The sequence below is a fragment of the Amycolatopsis keratiniphila subsp. keratiniphila genome (assembly GCF_001620365.2).
GTDB lineage: Bacteria > Actinomycetota > Actinomycetes > Mycobacteriales > Pseudonocardiaceae > Amycolatopsis > Amycolatopsis keratiniphila.
Genome location: NZ_LQMT02000020.1, coordinates 84,842 through 98,783, shown reverse-complemented (window position 1 = coordinate 98,783; position 13,942 = coordinate 84,842). Strand labels below are relative to the sequence as shown.

Here is a 13,942-nt window from a genome sequence, read left to right as displayed (position 1 = left end):
AGTAATTTTCGCTATGGAGGAGTGCTGTGACCGTCCATGTTTTCGCCGGCCCGACCCTCGGCCATGACGAAGTACACCGGCATCTCGACGGAGCCGTGGTGCACGGGCCGGTCAAGCTCGGCGACCTGCTCAGGCTCCGGGCCGGTGAAGGTGATGTGGTGCTGGTCATCGACGGGCTGTTCCACCAGGAACCGGCGGTGCGGCACAAGGAGATCCTCGACGTGATGGCCGCCGGCGCGACTGTGGCCGGCGCGTCGAGCATGGGCGCGCTGCGCGCCGCCGAGATGTATCGGTACGGCATGATCGGGATCGGCTCGGTCTTCGAAATGTACCGGGACGGCGTCATCGACGCGGACGACGAAGTGGCGGTGACCCACGCTCCGCCACCTGATTGGCGACTGCTCAGCGAGGCGTTGGTCAACGTCCGGCATGCCGTCGGACTTTGCGTGACCGACGGGACCATTCCCGCGGAACATGCCGAGCGGATCGTCGAACTCGCGAAGAGTCTGCCCTATCCCCTGCGGAAGTGGCCGGTGCTCGAAGCCGAGTCGGTGTCTCTTGGTGGCGGTCTGCACCGATCCGTCGCCGTCGTCCGGAGGTTCGTCGAGACATCGCCGAGCGCCGGCGACTTGAAACGGCAGGACGCTCTCCTGGCACTCGACGTGGTGGCTCAAGGACGGCTTGGTCTCGTTGAGAGCACGCCTGAGCTCGACTGGAAGAGCAAGGACGACTGGCGCACGATGCACCTGGCGCGATGGCTCGCGCAGTTCCGCGGCCCGAGTGTGTCCGCGTCGCCTGGCTCCGGGCTGGCCGTGTTCAACTACCAGCAGATCTACGACCTGGACTTTCCACTCCGATGGGAGCGGCACGTCCTGAGCCGTGTCGCGAGATCCGGGACCGCCCGAGCCGACCTGCCATTGCGAGAACGGGCCCTCGCGGCCGCCGCTCTGCCTGAACGGGGCCTCGAATTGCTCACCGCGGATCGGACGGCCGAATGGCTCACCCCGGAAGAGTTGGCGTCCCGTGACGAGGAGGAACTGGTCGTCCGTGTCCTGGTCCGGTCCTCCTCGAAGTCTCCTGACTTCCCCAGGACGCCGTTCGATGCCGAAGGGCTCCTCGTCGATTTGCCACGCACGGAACAGGCGGTCGCCGAGTCCTTCGTGATCAACCGCGAGGTGGCCGGAGTGAACCACACCAAACACATCGACAACTTGAAGACCACGAGGTTGAAAACCCATCTCGGTACGGTTTGGGGGGTGGAGGTCGACGATCGCCATCTCACAGCGGCCGCCCGCGATCGTGGGTTCATCTCTGTCGACGAGGCGGTCGCCGCCGTCCGCCCGTTCTACTTGCGGCACGCGGCGCACGCGGCGCGTCTGGTGGACAAAGTGCTGCTACGCGAAGACAGGAGCGCTGCCCATGGCTGAACAGATCGTGACCGCGGGCACTCGCAAGAGTTTTTTCACCGGCACGCACCGCACTCGGCTCCCCGAGCACACCTGGGAGGTCATGCGGCCGCATCTGAGCACCTACGGCGTGACGAGGGTCGCCGATGTGACCGGGCTAGACGTGATCGGGATCCCGGTCTGTATGGCGGTCCGGCCGTTGGCGAGAACCTTGAGCGTGTCACAGGGCAAAGGGCATTCTCTGCTGTTGGCAAAGATCTCAGCGGTGATGGAGTCCATCGAGCTGTGGCACGCCGAGTACGGTTGCCCGCCTCCCGACGTCCGCGACGTCCCGGCGGTGGACTTGGGCCTGCCGTACCGGCTGGAGCAGCTGGACAACTACCCGGGAGGTCTGGTCGGCGACCGGACGCCGCTGGATTGGCTGTCGGGTCGTGGCCTGGTCGGCGGGAGCTCCCTGCTGGTGCCGCACCACATGGTGCACATGGCCCGGAATCTGACCTCGGACTGGTCACCGCTCGGCATGCGCAACGGGAGTAACGGGCTGGCCTCGGGCAACAACGTGCCCGAGGCCACCCTGCACGCGGTCTACGAAGTGCTCGAACGCAACTCATTGCGACATCTGACCACTTCGCTCGACGGCCGGGTCAATATCGACCCGGCCAGTGTGGAAGATCCTGCCTGTGCCGAACTGATCGACAAGATCCTCGATGCGGACGCCGTGTTCGAGATCGCCATGGTGCCGAACAGATGGGGCATCGCATGCTTCGTCGCGTACGTGTGGAGTCACGACTTCCCGGTCTTTTCGGTCGGTTCGGGCGCACACGCCTCGGTCGGGGTTGCCCTGAGCCGGGCCATCACGGAATCCGTCCAAAGCAGGCTCACCGCGATCAGCGGCACCCGTGATGATCTCGCCCCGATGTACGCGCACGTCCAGCGTCGCTCCGGCGAGCTGCCGCCGGTTCCTCGAGACCTCGCCTCCTTCGCGGAGATCAGCTCGGAAGGCGGTGGTCCGGAGTTCGACGATGTCGAGGCGGAACTCGCGTGGATTAGCCGAAGGATCCAGGACTTCACAGGAGTGGAGCCGATCGCCGTGAACCTGAGCACCTCGGAGGACTTCGCGGTCGTCAAGGTCGTCGCGCCAGGGCTCAGGTTCGCCGACCGGCATGTGGTGCCGAGACCGAGGTACTGACTCCAGGTGGACGTTCGTTCCCAAGGATCTGCGGGACCTCATGATTCGGAAGGCACCCGCGCACAGACACCGGCAGCGGAACCGGTGAAATGGGTCTGTTTCCAGCACTCCGGAGTGCTGGAAACAGACCTTCCGGCAAGAGCAGGGCGAGAACGTCGTGTTCGTGCGGTCGGCGAGCCGGATCAGCCAAGTGTCGTGGTGACCACGTGGACGTTCATGGTGCAGGGGACCCGGCCACCGGCGTCGCGCAGCCCGGCTGCCTGGGACAGGAATTCGTCCTCGATCGACTTCACGATCGTGGGGTCCAGGGGCATCAGGTTGTAGGTCACCGAGACGGTCGACCACACCTGCTCGGCGCTGCCGCTGAGATCTATCTGCTCCGTAGCCCACTCGACAGGCGAAAATCCGGGCGGAGTGAGTATCTCGTCGATACCTTCGCGGTGCCGGGTGCGCCGGTCGCCCAGTCGCGGAGTCCGGTGTTCGGCGGGGGCGTCGGCCAGCACGGGCCGGAGCAGCCGCTGGAACAGTTCATAAGCGCCGTCCCCGCCGGCTCCGCCGCCGCCGAGCACCAAAGCCAGTCGTCCTCCGGGCATCAGGACACGGGCCAGTTCCGCGGCGACGCGTTCGACCTCCGGCATCAGCATGAACGCCATATGTGACACGCACGCATCAAAGGCGCCGTCAGTGAAGGGCAGCGCCTGGGCTCGTCCCTCGAGCAGCGTCGCAGCGGCGAGGGATGGGCGCTGCCGGGCGACCAGCAGTTCGGCGCCCGAGAGGTCCACTCCGGCGACGACATGCCCGGCCCCGGCGAGCAAGTCGAGCAGAAAGCCGTCACCGCAACCGAGGTCGAGCACTCGTGGATGGCCCTCGACCTGGTCTCGCAGTATCTCGTAGCTCGATCGGCCGTCCGACGCGCGGCCCTGGCTCATCGCGCCAGAGGTAACCGCGGGGCGATGTGCGTGGAACGCACGTAGGAAGGCTTCTTGAGCTGCCGTTGTCATGATCACTACATTAGGCTGGTTGGACGGGGCAGGCGGTTGATCCGCCGAGGCCCATGGGAGCTGGTCAATGCCGACAAAAGTGTCGTCACCGTGCCGGACATGTCCATGCGCTGTGTCGCAAAGCGAAGCGATGGTGCGATACGTGTGAGTTCGGTCTATCGATCAATGCCAAGGTGTGCATCGAGCTGGTGATGGTGCTCTCGTGTGCTCCGTCCGCAGGGTCCATGATCCACAGCTGATCGGTGGCGGGTTGGAATCCGAGTGCTGCCCAGGTGCGGCGTACTTTTTCGAGTGCCGGTTCGAAGATCGAGTCGTCTTTGAGCAGGCCGCGGTCGAGGTCGATGGGGAACGGCAGTACAGCGACGAGTCGTGGGTCAGTGCAGATCCAGCGGAGCAGCCGGGCGGTGAGTAGTCGTCCGACTCCACCGAGGCCGCGCCAGGCCGGTGCGAGCTGCACGCGGCGTTTCTCCAGTTCGCTGGGCATCATCCGCTGCATCCCTTGTTCCATGTCGCGGCCTTGACCGGGTTGCGGCGTGGCGAGGCCCTTGGCCTGCGCTGGTGCGACCTCGATCTCGACGAGGCGACCTTGGCGGTGACTCATCAGATTCAAGAGCGGGACTGCAAAGCGGTAGTGTGCCTGCCGAAGACCGCGGCCCAGGCGGAGGCGCTCCGGACGGTTGGGTCTTCGCGCACGGGAATGGGCAGTATTGGAGCCCAAGTTACGTATCGCATTCGTTCCGTCGGCTGATCATCAAGTCTGGGCTGCCGCCGGTACGTTTCCGCGACCTCCGTCATGGCGCGGCGACGCTGTCGCTGGCCGCGGGGAACGACCTCAAGACGGTGCAAGCGCTGCTGGGCCACGCAAGCATCGTCCTGACGGCCGACACCTACACCAGCGTGCTCCCGTCCCTCGCCCATGCCAGCGCCGAAGCGACCGCGAGCCTGGTTCGTCGAGCCGGCTACGAACGCGGTCAGAAGATCTGCAGGTCGCGCGCCACTCGTGGTCGACAACAACGAAGCCAGGGCCGCGGCCGAGGTCCCCGCCTCATTCATCATGGAGGGACATTTGACGGGGCTCACGATGGCCCCACCTCGGGCTCACACATCAACAAAGCCCACCGACGACACCCTTGAAATCAAGGGATAATCGTTGGTGGGCTTTGGTTTCTTACTGTGCGCCATCAGGGTCTCGAACCCCGAACCCGCTGGTTAAGAGTCGGTCCTCTAGGGCTCGCGGACGCCGGATTGCCGCTTGGCCCAGCCGCCTTGAAGGGTTGCGTTGCCGTGCGGTGCGACCACTGGCCTGCGCGGTGGTCGTGGGGGCGGTCATCACGTGCACGGTCGCCTCGGTCGTCGGCTTGCGCCCAGGGACGTCCGGGAGATCCACGACACGGCGCGACCGGTGGCGCGCAACCGGTCGAGAAGTTGCTGCCCGTTGCGGCGGGGCGTGTCGCGGATCTTCCCGTCGGACACGATGATCAGCAACCGCGCGGCACCGGGGGCTCGACAGTCCGAGCGCGCATCCGAAGGCGACCGGGCGGAATCGGCGAGGTCGTCTTCGTCGCCACCCGGTCACGCACCCCGGCGGTGGTCAACGCGCGCCCGAACACCCGCGCGGCGGTGCGATCGCCCGTGGTCGGCGGGCGCGTGCCGATCGTTTCGGTACGCCCGTCGCGGGGACCACCGACCGTGAACACGGTGCGGGCGGCGTCATCGACCCCTCGGTCTATCAGGCGACGATCCCGCCAGTGTTGCGGACCAGTTGCTGGAGCACCTTCAGTGTGGTGACGTAGTCCGCGTCGTCGATGCCCTCGTGGAGGGCGGCACGGATCGCGGGGGCGTTGCGTGCGAGGTCGACGCGGGCCTGTTCCCCCTCCTTGGTGAGCCACAGCCGGTCCTCGGCGTCCTGGGTCAGCCAGCCTCGATCCAGGAGCACCTCGGCCTCCGCCTTCAAATCGTCCTCGGGCCGGAGATAGGAGGTCATGACCTCTCGAAGTTCCGGCAGGGTCATCCCCTCGCCGTCAGGTGAGATGTCGTTCGCCGACAGGTTGCGCAGCAGCCAGAACTGCGGCTGGGTGTATCCCTTTTCGGCCTGCTGGGCCCGGGTGTATGCGATGAGCGCCTCGTAGGTGACACCGGTCCAGTACGCGGCGGGCTGTCCGGCGAGCTCAGCGTCGGAGATCTGCTGGGTCGTCATGGATGTCCTTTCCTGGTAGGCCTCCGTAAGACCTGCAGGCAGTGCAGATCATACGGAGACCGTAGAACCTCAAGTAAAGTTGAAGTCAAGCAAGTGATGTTCAGGACGATTCGCCGTCCGCGGTGAACGCCCAGCCGGGTTGCGTGCAGTTTAGGCACAAGACGTATTCGTTCCGCTACGACGGCTGACCGTCGTTAATCAGCTGGGCCGATGTCACGATGGAAGGTCGTCGGGATGTGCTCGGGCTGCGGGCCGGTCAGGGCGTCGAGGGTGCGAAGTTCTGGATGCAAGTGTTGATTGAAATGAAAAACCGTGACCTGGGCGAATGCGTGGCCTGCGACGATCGCGCAGACGTGCGTGGTTCCGGCTCGCGTCGAAGCGTGCGGCGGTCGCGTTGGATGAGCTGGAGGACTGGTGGGGCGTAAGTATGGCGCGATGATCCGTTTGTGGCGCAACACATGGGAGGAGTTCATCCCGTTTTTGGACTATGCTGCGGAGATTCGTCGCGTGATGTGTTCCAAGAGTGCGATTGAATCCTTGAATTCAAGGTATCGTCGCGCGGTGCGGGCACGTAGCCATTTCCCGACGGAACAAGCTGCGTTAAAGTGCTTGTATCTGGCCACCCGGAGTCTGGACTCGACCGCCACCGGGCAAGCCCGGTGGAAGATGCGATGGAACCCGCACTAAACGCTTTTTCGATCACCTTCAGTGACCGCTGGCCGGGCGCTGAGACCTACTGATAACCACGGCCGGAAACACCGTTCGCGTTACAGTCCCGACGGCTGGGCGGCGGATCCCTGGTGGGTCATTCCGGTGTGGCGCGGACAAGCGTCTTGCCGGTGTTTTCGCCGCGTAGCATACCGAGGAACGCGTCGACGATGGTGTCGAAGCCGTCGGTCACGGTCTCGTCGACCTTGATCCCGCCGCGCCGCACGTGCGGGATCAGGAACTGTTCGAACTCCTCACGCGCGTCCATGTGGTCGCGCACGAGGAAACCTTCCAACCGGATGCTTTTGCCGACGATGTCGAAGAGGTTGTACGGCGCGGCGGGCGGATTATCCAGGCTGTTGTACTGGGCGACCGCACCGCACCAGGCGATCCTCCCGTGATCGCGCAGCGCGTCGATAGCAGCCGCGAGGTGGTTGCCTCCGACGTTGTCGAAGTAGACGTCGATGCCTTCCGGCGCCGCTGTCGCGAGTGAGTCGGGGATCGGGCCAGCGTGGTAGTCGAACGCGGTGTCGAAGCCGAGCCGCGTGGTCAGGTGCTCGACCTTGGCCGCAGACCCCGCGCTACCGACGATCCGGCCCGCGTGCAGCAGTCGCGCGATTTGTCCTGTCGCGCTGCCGACGGCGCCGGCCGCGGCCGATATGAACAGGTCCTCGCCGGGCTGCAACCGGGCGATGCGGGTGAGGCCGACGTACGCGGTCAGCCCGGTTCCGCCGAGGATGCCGAGGAAAGCGCTGAGCGGAACGCCGTCCACTGGGGTGACCACCCGAACGTCGGCCTCGGCGAGCGCGGCGTGCGTGCACCAGCCGTGCCGGTGGAAGACGATGGTTCCCACCGGGAGAGCCGTCACCCTTGACTCGATCACCCGCCCCAGCGTGCGGCCTTCGAGCCCGGCTCCCTTTTCCCAGCCGCCAAAGTCCATCAGCTCCCGCATGTACGGGTCGACGGACAGATAGATGTTTTCGACGAGGACCTGTCCATCGCCGGGACCGGCCAACGGTTCGGTGATGAAGGCGAAGTCCTCCCTGCGCGGCTCGCCCTGCGGACGACGGACTTGGCGGACGGCGCTGACACTGCGGGTCACGGGGATCTCCTTCGCGGATACGGGCCTGACGAGCACCATAAGCGGGAGGCGGACGACCGGGCAGACCGTCGCGCTGGTGGACCGCTTGTTTCCATGAATTGAGTTCATGGAAACGGCTAGCCTGGTCCGGTGAGCACCAATGACCTGAGCCCTGGCGAGCTACGCCTCCTGCTCGCTGTCGCGCGCACCGGCAGTTTCACCGCCGCGGCCGAGGACCGGGGCCTGACCCAGTCCGCGGTGTCCCACGCGGTCCGGGTCTGCGAACGGAAGATCGGGGCCGTCTTGTTCGAACGCGGCAGGACCGGCGCGCGGGCGACCAAGGCCGGACACCGCGTCCTCGTGCACGCGCGTCAGATCCTGCGCCAGCTCGACCTGCTCGTCGCCGAGGCGCGCGGCGCGGCCACTGGAGCGTTGACCGGGCCACTGCGCATCGCGGCGTTCCGCAGCGCCGCGGCCCACCTGCTGCCCGCCGCGCTCGGTAGGCTGACGGCAGAGCATCCCGAGTTGAACCCCAGGGTGCTGATCGTGCCGGAACTCGGCAGGGGCACCGCGGGTGAGGTCGCCGACGGCCGCGCGGACGTCGCCATCGCCACGCTCGCCGAGGACTCGCGGCCACCGAACGGGCTCGTCGTGGGCGAACTGCTACGGGAGCCGTATCTGATGGTGCACCCGGCCAGGAACCGGGAGCCACAAGGCTTGCCGTTGATCGACTGGGCGGAAAACTGTTCCTCCTACACGCGAGCGTGGTGGGCCCGCCAGGACTGGCTGCCGAAGGCGACACTCGACGTCGCCGACGACGGCGTCGCCCTGTCGATGGTCGCGCAGGGTATCGGCATGACCATCTTGCCCAAGCTCAGCCTCATGACCACACCCCCACGCGTCACCATCACCCCTCTCGGCGACAACGCCCCAACCCGCCGAATCGTGTACGTGACCACCCACGCCACCGCCCAGTCCCTGGCGGTACGACAACTGGTCACCGAACTACGCGCAACGGCAAAACCCCACGTGATGGCTTGACCGCACAAACACCACGCGGCGAACGGCAGGTACGCACATACACCGCACACCCCAGATGTGAGCAAGTAGTACGGACACCAACCGCCTGGCGGGTGTTCATGCCACGCGGAAATACCAGGTCGCACGTTGGACGACCTGCGGCACGGCGCGGCCAGCCTGCCGCTGGCCGCAGGCGGCGACCTCAAAGCGCCGCGGAAGCAACGGCGGAGCTGGTACTGGAAGCGGCCCGTAAAGCTGCGACCTCACTGCGAGGCCAAGCAGGCAAGAAAGGCGCCCGGCGACGAAAAGGAGGCCGGAGCTGAGGCAAGAAGGCCAAGAAATAAAGGGTGGTCGGTGCGGCCTCATTCGGCCTCACGCCGGGCCCATCCAAGATGGAAGCCCACCGGCAAGATCCTCTTTGCGGAGAAATCCTGCAGGTGGGCTTCGATTCCGAACTGTGCGCCATCAGGGACTCGAACCCCGAACCCGCTGGTTAAGAGCCAGCTGCTCTGCCAATTGAGCTAATGGCGCCTGCTTGTTCCGCCGCTTCGGTGTTCCCCTCGGCGACGTGGAAAACATTAACACAGGGTTGCTGGGGCCCGTTTCAGGGGGGTCCCCTTACGTCGGGCCGGGACGTATTCGGCCATCCGGCCGCGAGCGTTGCGGCCGGTCAGGCAGACTATAGCCAGACGTAGGGGTTGGTACCACGCGAAACGGGCGGTGTGCATGAGGGTCTGGGGAGCGACGGGGCGGTCGCGGGTGGCTTTGGTGGCTTTGGTGGCCGGGTTCACTCTGGCCGGGTGCACCAGTACACCGTCGGGTGAACAGCCGTCGCCGGGTGGAGCCCCCGGGGGCTCGCAGCAGAGCGGAGCGCCCGCGCCGGAGCCGAAGCCCGCCGTGATGACGCTGACCCCGGCGCAGGGTGCGGCGAACGTGGCACCCGGCGAGCCGGTCACCGTGGCCGTCGCCGACGGCAAGGTGGGCGAGGTCAAACTGACCGGCGCCGACGGCAAGGTCGTCGCGGGCCAGCCGAAGGAGGACGGTTCGGGCTGGGAGTCGGCGGAGCCGCTCGGCTACGGCAAGAGCTACACCGTCACCGCGGCCGCGACCGGGACCGACGGCAAACCGGTCACCGCGACCTCGACGTTCACCACGGCCAAGCCCGGCCGCCAGATCGGTGTCTCGATCAACCTCGTCGAAGGCGAGACGGTCGGCGTCGGCCTGCCGTTGATCTTCACCTTCACCGGCAACGTGCCCGACAAGACCGCGACCGAGAAGGCGCTGAAGATCGTCACCGAGCCGCCGACCGAGGGCGCGTTCCACTGGTTCGGCGAGAAGACCGTGATGTGGCGGCCCAAGGAGTACTTCAAGGCGGGCACGAAGATCTCGGTCAACGCCGCGATCTACGGCAAGAACCTCGGCAACAACACCTTCGGCCGCGAGGACAAGCCGGCCAAGGTGGTCGTCGGCGACAAGCTGGTCGCCACCGCGGACGGCGGCACGCACCAGATGAAGGTCGTGGTGAACGACCAGGAGGTCAGGCAGATGCCGATCTCGATGGGCAAGCCGTCGAGCAGCACCCCGGCCGGGACCTACACGGTGATGAGCGAGCACAACGGGTACACGATGGACTCCAGCACGTACGGCGTCCCGACGGACAGCAAGGCCGGCTACCGGACGTTCGTGAAGTACGCGGTGCGCATGTCCAACAGCGGCATCTTCTACCACTCGGCGCCCTGGTCGGTCGGTTCGCAGGGCAAGCGGAACGTGAGCCACGGCTGCATCAACCTGTCGACCGAGAACGCGCAGTGGCTGATGGAGACTTCCAAGAAGGGTGACATCATCACGGTCACCAACTCGGGCCCGCAGGTGTTGGAGCCGACCGACGGCTGGTCGGTGTGGCAGATGTCGTGGGACGACTGGAAGACCGGCGGCGACCGGAACTGACCTGTTCTTCATGAGGGTCCTGTCAGGACGGTTTTCGTCCTGACAGGACCCTCATGGCGTTCCGGGCGGCAGGGGGCCGTAGAAGTGCTCCCACTGCACCTCGCCGCTGGTCTTGTAGCGGCACTTCTGGGTGCCGATGTCCCAGATCTTCTCCGGATCACGGAGACACTTCTGGTACTCGAGTTCGGCGAGGTACTTCTGGGACTGGGCCTTGGTGCAGTTCGGATAGCCGGGCTCGCAACGCCAAGGTGACTTTGTGACCGGAGAAGTAGTCGGCTTGGGCGGGGTCACCGTCACGGTCACCGGTGGCGGTACCGAAGTGGACGGCGCCACCGTCACGGTCGTGACCGGGGTCGACGTGATCGCCGGTACGGGCACCTGGCTCGGTGGAGACGCGGTGCAGGCGCCGGCCGCCACGAAGACTCCCAAGACCAGCCAGCGTCTCATGGCATCCTCCGCGCGAGTTCCTTCCTGAACTCGCGCGAGCGCCACGCCGCGTTACCGATACCCGGAAAAAGCGAAACCCCAGCCTGCCGGAAGTACCGGCCGAACTGGGGTCGATGGGGTGAGCGACGGGTTTCGAACCCGCGACCTCCTGGACCACAACCAGGTGCTCTACCAGCTGAGCTACGCCCACCATCGCCGGGCTCGGGGAACCCCCCATCACCTCGGCCGCACTATATTAGCGTGCCCGTTTCCGGGGCTCGCAACGGGTTACCGTTCGTGGCGTTCCTGCACTTCAGCGGCCGCGGCCTTGGCCTGTTCGGTGGTCGGGCCGGGCTGCGGCACGAAGGCGACGCGACGGTAGTAGTCGAGCTCGCCGATGGATTCCTTGATGTCGGCGAGGGCGCGGTGCGCGAGGCCCTTCTCGGGCTTGGCGTAGTAGATCCGCGGGTACCAGCGCCGGACGAGTTCCTTCACCGACGAGACGTCGACCATGCGGTAGTGCAGGTGCGCGTCGAGCAGGGGCATGTCGCGGGTGATGAAGCCGCGGTCGGTGGCGATGGAGTTGCCGGCGAGCGGTGCGACGTTGGCCTCGGGCACGTGCGCGCGGATGTACTCGAGCACGCGCTGCTCGGCTTCTTCCATGGTGACCGTGGAGCGCCGGACCTCTTCGGTGAGGCCCGAGCGGGCGTGCATTTCGCGGACGACCTCCGGCATGCCGTCGAGGGCTTCGTCGTCGGCGTGGATGACGATGTCGACACCTTCGCCGAGGACGTTGAGCTCGGCGTCGGTCACCAGCGCGGCTATTTCGATCAACGCGTCCTTGCCGAGGTCGAGCCCCGTCATCTCGCAGTCGATCCAGACTAGGCGGTCGTTCACCCCGAAACCCTAACCCGACCCGGGGATTCGTGGCGCGCGACGTGCGGGTTCGGCGCGTTGCTGGCACCGTGTGCATCCTCAGGTGAGTCATGTCACAGATCGGGGAGCGACAGTGGCCGAACAGGGTCCAGCCCAGGAGATCGCGCAGGGGTATGTGAGCGACGGGGCGGCGGTGGAGCTCGGCGCCGTCGTGATCGACGGCAAGGCCGACGCCGCCGCGGCGGTCCGCCTGCCGCTGGCGACGCTGAACCGGCACGGGCTGGTCGCGGGCGCGACCGGTACCGGCAAGACGAAGACCTTGCAGCTGATCGCCGAGCAGCTGTCGGCCGCCGGGGTTCCGGTGGTGCTGGCGGACGTGAAGGGCGACCTGTCGGGGCTCGCCGCGCAGGGTGAAAGCAACGACAAGATCGCCAAACGCGCGGAAGAGCTGGGTGACTCCTGGGAGCCCGCCGCCTTCCCCGTGCAGTTCCTGTCGCTGGGCACGGGCGGCAAGGGCTCGCCGATCCGGGCGACGATCACGAGTTTCGGCCCGATCCTGCTGTCGAAGGTGCTGGGGCTCAACGAAACCCAGGAGTCGACGCTCGGCCTGATCTTCCACTGGGCCGATCAGCGCGGTTTGGCGCTGCTGGACACGAAGGACCTTCGCTCGGTCATCACGCATCTGACGAGTGACGAGGGCAAGGAGGACCTCAAGGGCATCGGCGGTGTCTCTGCCGCGACGGCCGGAGTGATCCTCCGGTCGCTGTCCAATCTGGAGGCTCAGGGCGGCGAGGACTTCTTCGGCGAGCCCGAGCTGGACGTCCACGACCTGATGCGCGAGGCCGACGGCAAGGCGATGGTGACCTTGCTGGAGCTGGACAACCTCCAGTCGAAACCCGCGCTGTTCTCGACGTTCCTCATGTGGCTGCTGGCCGAGCTGTTCGAGGAGCTGCCCGAGGAGGGCGACCTCGACAAGCCGAAGCTGGTGTTCTTCTTCGACGAGGCACACCTGCTGTTCAACGACGCGTCGAAGGCGTTCCTCGAGCGCATCGAGCAGACCGTGAAGCTGATCCGGTCGAAGGGTGTCGGCGTGTTCTTCTGCACGCAGCTTCCGACGGACATCCCGAACAACGTCCTGTCCCAGCTGGGCGCGCGCGTGCAGCACGCGTTGCGCGCGTTCACGCCCGAAGACCAGGCGGCGCTGGCGAAGACGGTGAAGACGTACCCGAAGACGAAGCACTACGAGCTGGACTCAGCGCTGACGTCGCTCGGCATCGGCGAAGCGATCGTCACCGTCCTTTCCGAACGGGGCGCGCCGACGCCGGTCGCGTGGACCCGTCTGCGCGCGCCGCGTTCCAAGATGGGCTCGATCGGCGCCGAAGCCATCTCCGCGGCGACGACGTCTTCGGATCTGCACGCGAAGTACGCCGAGACGATCGATCGTGAGTCGGCCTATGAGAAGCTCGCCGCGAAGGTGGCCGCACCGCCTGCCGGTGAGGCGCCGCCGCCCGAAGCCCCCGCTCCGAAGCCGGAGAAGCAAGAGCCGGGCATGGTCGAGCAGGCGATGAAGAACCCGGCGGTGAAGTCGTTCCTCCGCTCCGCGGCGAGCGCGCTCGGCCGGGAGATCACCCGCGGCCTGTTCGGGAACCGGCGGCGGTGAGGAATACCTGACGCGATCTGTCAGGTATGCCCGGCAGACTCGGTGACATGACCAAGAGCGCGACAGCGTCGTTCACTGTGGACGGCTGGGATCCCCAAGCCACCGAGAAGGCCGAAGGCACCGAGTTCTCGCGGGTGCTGCTGACCAAGACGTTCACCGGTGACGTCGAAGGCACCAGCGCCGTCGAGATGCTCACGGCGGTGAACGAGACGTCGTCGGCGTACGTCGCCTTCGAGCGGCTGGCCGTCTCCGTCGGCGGGCGTAAGGGCGGCTTCGTCCTGCATCACTCGGCGGGGGAGAACGGGCATCACCTGATCGTCTTGCCGGGCTCGGGCCACGGTGAACTTGCGGGTATCACCGGAACGGCGGAGATCGTCCAGGACGACGAGGGCAACCACACCTTCACCCTCACGTACGAACTCTGAAAGCCC

At 66.2% G+C, this 13,942-nt stretch carries 13 protein-coding genes, 2 tRNA genes and 1 pseudogene; 8 read left to right on the top strand and 8 right to left on the bottom strand.

Translation table 11 applies throughout. The annotated features are described in order from the left end of the window. The first annotated feature begins 26 nt into the window (after window positions 1-26). Both AVR91_RS20660 and AVR91_RS20655 read left to right on the top strand, forming a co-directional pair. The gene (locus tag AVR91_RS20660) at window positions 27-1,427 is read left to right on the top strand and encodes a TfuA-like protein (RefSeq protein WP_063274436.1); all 1,401 of its coding nucleotides are present in this window, start codon (window positions 27-29) and stop codon (window positions 1,425-1,427) included. Continuing rightward, on the top strand, window positions 1,420-2,595 hold the full coding sequence (locus AVR91_RS20655) for a YcaO-like family protein (protein ID WP_063274437.1): 1,176 nt from the start codon (window positions 1,420-1,422) through the stop codon (window positions 2,593-2,595). The genes AVR91_RS20660 and AVR91_RS20655 overlap by 8 nt, the downstream gene beginning before the upstream one ends. Before the next feature lie 182 nt (window positions 2,596-2,777). On the opposite strand, the gene AVR91_RS20650 is transcribed toward AVR91_RS20655, so the two are convergent. Together AVR91_RS20650 and AVR91_RS43180 are read right to left on the bottom strand one after the other, a co-directional pair. Beyond that, entirely contained in the window at window positions 2,778-3,524 is a 747-nt protein-coding gene (locus AVR91_RS20650) for a class I SAM-dependent methyltransferase (RefSeq protein ID WP_228709269.1), read from the bottom strand. 157 nt (window positions 3,525-3,681) lie between these two features. Then, complete coding sequence (locus tag AVR91_RS43180) at window positions 3,682-4,206, bottom strand: hypothetical protein (RefSeq protein ID WP_158077409.1); 525 nt, start codon at window positions 4,204-4,206, stop codon at window positions 3,682-3,684. Here AVR91_RS43180 and AVR91_RS44510 point away from each other — a divergent pair. After that, window positions 4,155-4,730 (top strand): tyrosine-type recombinase/integrase, encoded by a 576-nt coding sequence (locus tag AVR91_RS44510; RefSeq protein WP_394329959.1) that lies wholly within the window; start codon window positions 4,155-4,157, stop codon window positions 4,728-4,730. The two genes, AVR91_RS43180 and AVR91_RS44510, sit on opposite strands and share 52 nt — an antisense overlap. 595 nt (window positions 4,731-5,325) lie before the next feature. Here AVR91_RS44510 and AVR91_RS20630 read toward each other — a convergent pair. Then, window positions 5,326-5,793 (bottom strand): MarR family winged helix-turn-helix transcriptional regulator, encoded by a 468-nt coding sequence (locus AVR91_RS20630; RefSeq protein WP_063274440.1) that lies wholly within the window; start codon window positions 5,791-5,793, stop codon window positions 5,326-5,328. Between the two features lie 212 nt (window positions 5,794-6,005). On the opposite strand from AVR91_RS20630, the pseudogene AVR91_RS43855 reads away from it, so the two are divergent. After that, window positions 6,006-6,533: pseudogene (locus AVR91_RS43855) on the top strand (transposase); the annotation flags it as partial. A gap of 65 nt (window positions 6,534-6,598) precedes the next feature. Here the strand turns inward: AVR91_RS43855 and AVR91_RS20620 are convergent. Then, the gene (locus tag AVR91_RS20620; RefSeq protein WP_063274462.1) at window positions 6,599-7,603 is read right to left on the bottom strand and encodes an NADP-dependent oxidoreductase; all 1,005 of its coding nucleotides are present in this window, start codon (window positions 7,601-7,603) and stop codon (window positions 6,599-6,601) included. 129 nt (window positions 7,604-7,732) lie between these two features. Between AVR91_RS20620 and AVR91_RS20615 the strand changes: the two genes are divergently transcribed. Further along, on the top strand, window positions 7,733-8,623 hold the full coding sequence (locus AVR91_RS20615) for a LysR family transcriptional regulator (protein WP_063274441.1): 891 nt from the start codon (window positions 7,733-7,735) through the stop codon (window positions 8,621-8,623). A gap of 437 nt (window positions 8,624-9,060) precedes the next feature. On the opposite strand, the gene AVR91_RS20610 is transcribed toward AVR91_RS20615, so the two are convergent. Next, window positions 9,061-9,133, bottom strand: a tRNA-Lys gene (locus AVR91_RS20610). Between the two features lie 195 nt (window positions 9,134-9,328). On the opposite strand from AVR91_RS20610, the gene AVR91_RS20605 reads away from it, so the two are divergent. Beyond that, window positions 9,329-10,549, top strand: a complete 1,221-nt coding sequence (locus AVR91_RS20605) for an Ig-like domain-containing protein (RefSeq protein ID WP_211282745.1) — start codon at window positions 9,329-9,331, stop codon at window positions 10,547-10,549. 51 nt (window positions 10,550-10,600) lie between these two features. On the opposite strand, the gene AVR91_RS42835 is transcribed toward AVR91_RS20605, so the two are convergent. The 3 genes from AVR91_RS42835 to orn all read right to left on the bottom strand — a co-directional run bounded on the left by AVR91_RS42835 (window position 10,601) and on the right by orn (window position 11,872). Continuing rightward, the gene (locus AVR91_RS42835; RefSeq protein WP_143254039.1) at window positions 10,601-10,996 is read right to left on the bottom strand and encodes a hypothetical protein; all 396 of its coding nucleotides are present in this window, start codon (window positions 10,994-10,996) and stop codon (window positions 10,601-10,603) included. A 114-nt stretch (window positions 10,997-11,110) separates the two neighbouring features. After that, window positions 11,111-11,186 (bottom strand) — tRNA-His (locus AVR91_RS20590). A 77-nt stretch (window positions 11,187-11,263) separates the two neighbouring features. Further along, window positions 11,264-11,872, bottom strand: coding sequence for an oligoribonuclease (orn, locus tag AVR91_RS20585; RefSeq protein ID WP_076153439.1), 609 nt, complete (start codon window positions 11,870-11,872; stop codon window positions 11,264-11,266). Window positions 11,873-11,984: 112 nt separating this feature from the next. Between orn and AVR91_RS20580 the strand changes: the two genes are divergently transcribed. Together AVR91_RS20580 and AVR91_RS20575 are read left to right on the top strand one after the other, a co-directional pair. After that, window positions 11,985-13,511 carry a helicase HerA-like domain-containing protein gene (locus tag AVR91_RS20580; protein ID WP_063274445.1) on the top strand — a complete coding sequence of 509 codons (1,527 nt, stop codon included), beginning with the start codon at window positions 11,985-11,987 and terminating at the stop codon, window positions 13,509-13,511. Window positions 13,512-13,558: 47 nt separating this feature from the next. Then, entirely contained in the window at window positions 13,559-13,936 is a 378-nt protein-coding gene (locus tag AVR91_RS20575) for a DUF3224 domain-containing protein (RefSeq protein ID WP_063274463.1), read from the top strand. The last annotated feature ends 6 nt before the right edge of the window (window positions 13,937-13,942 follow it).

Excerpts from the sequence above, each read along its gene's own strand:
- AVR91_RS20630 (WP_063274440.1), bottom strand. The coding sequence starts at position 5,793 with ATGACGACCCAGCAGATCTCCGACGCTGAGCTCGCCGGACAGCCCGCC.
- AVR91_RS20575 (WP_063274463.1), top strand. The coding sequence starts at position 13,559 with ATGACCAAGAGCGCGACAGCGTCGTTCACTGTGGACGGCTGGGATCCC.
- AVR91_RS42835 (WP_143254039.1), bottom strand. The coding sequence starts at position 10,996 with ATGAGACGCTGGCTGGTCTTGGGAGTCTTCGTGGCGGCCGGCGCCTGC.
- AVR91_RS20650 (WP_228709269.1), bottom strand. The coding sequence starts at position 3,524 with ATGAGCCAGGGCCGCGCGTCGGACGGCCGATCGAGCTACGAGATACTG.
- AVR91_RS20605 (WP_211282745.1), top strand. The coding sequence starts at position 9,329 with ATGAGGGTCTGGGGAGCGACGGGGCGGTCGCGGGTGGCTTTGGTGGCT.
- AVR91_RS20655 (WP_063274437.1), top strand. The coding sequence starts at position 1,420 with ATGGCTGAACAGATCGTGACCGCGGGCACTCGCAAGAGTTTTTTCACC.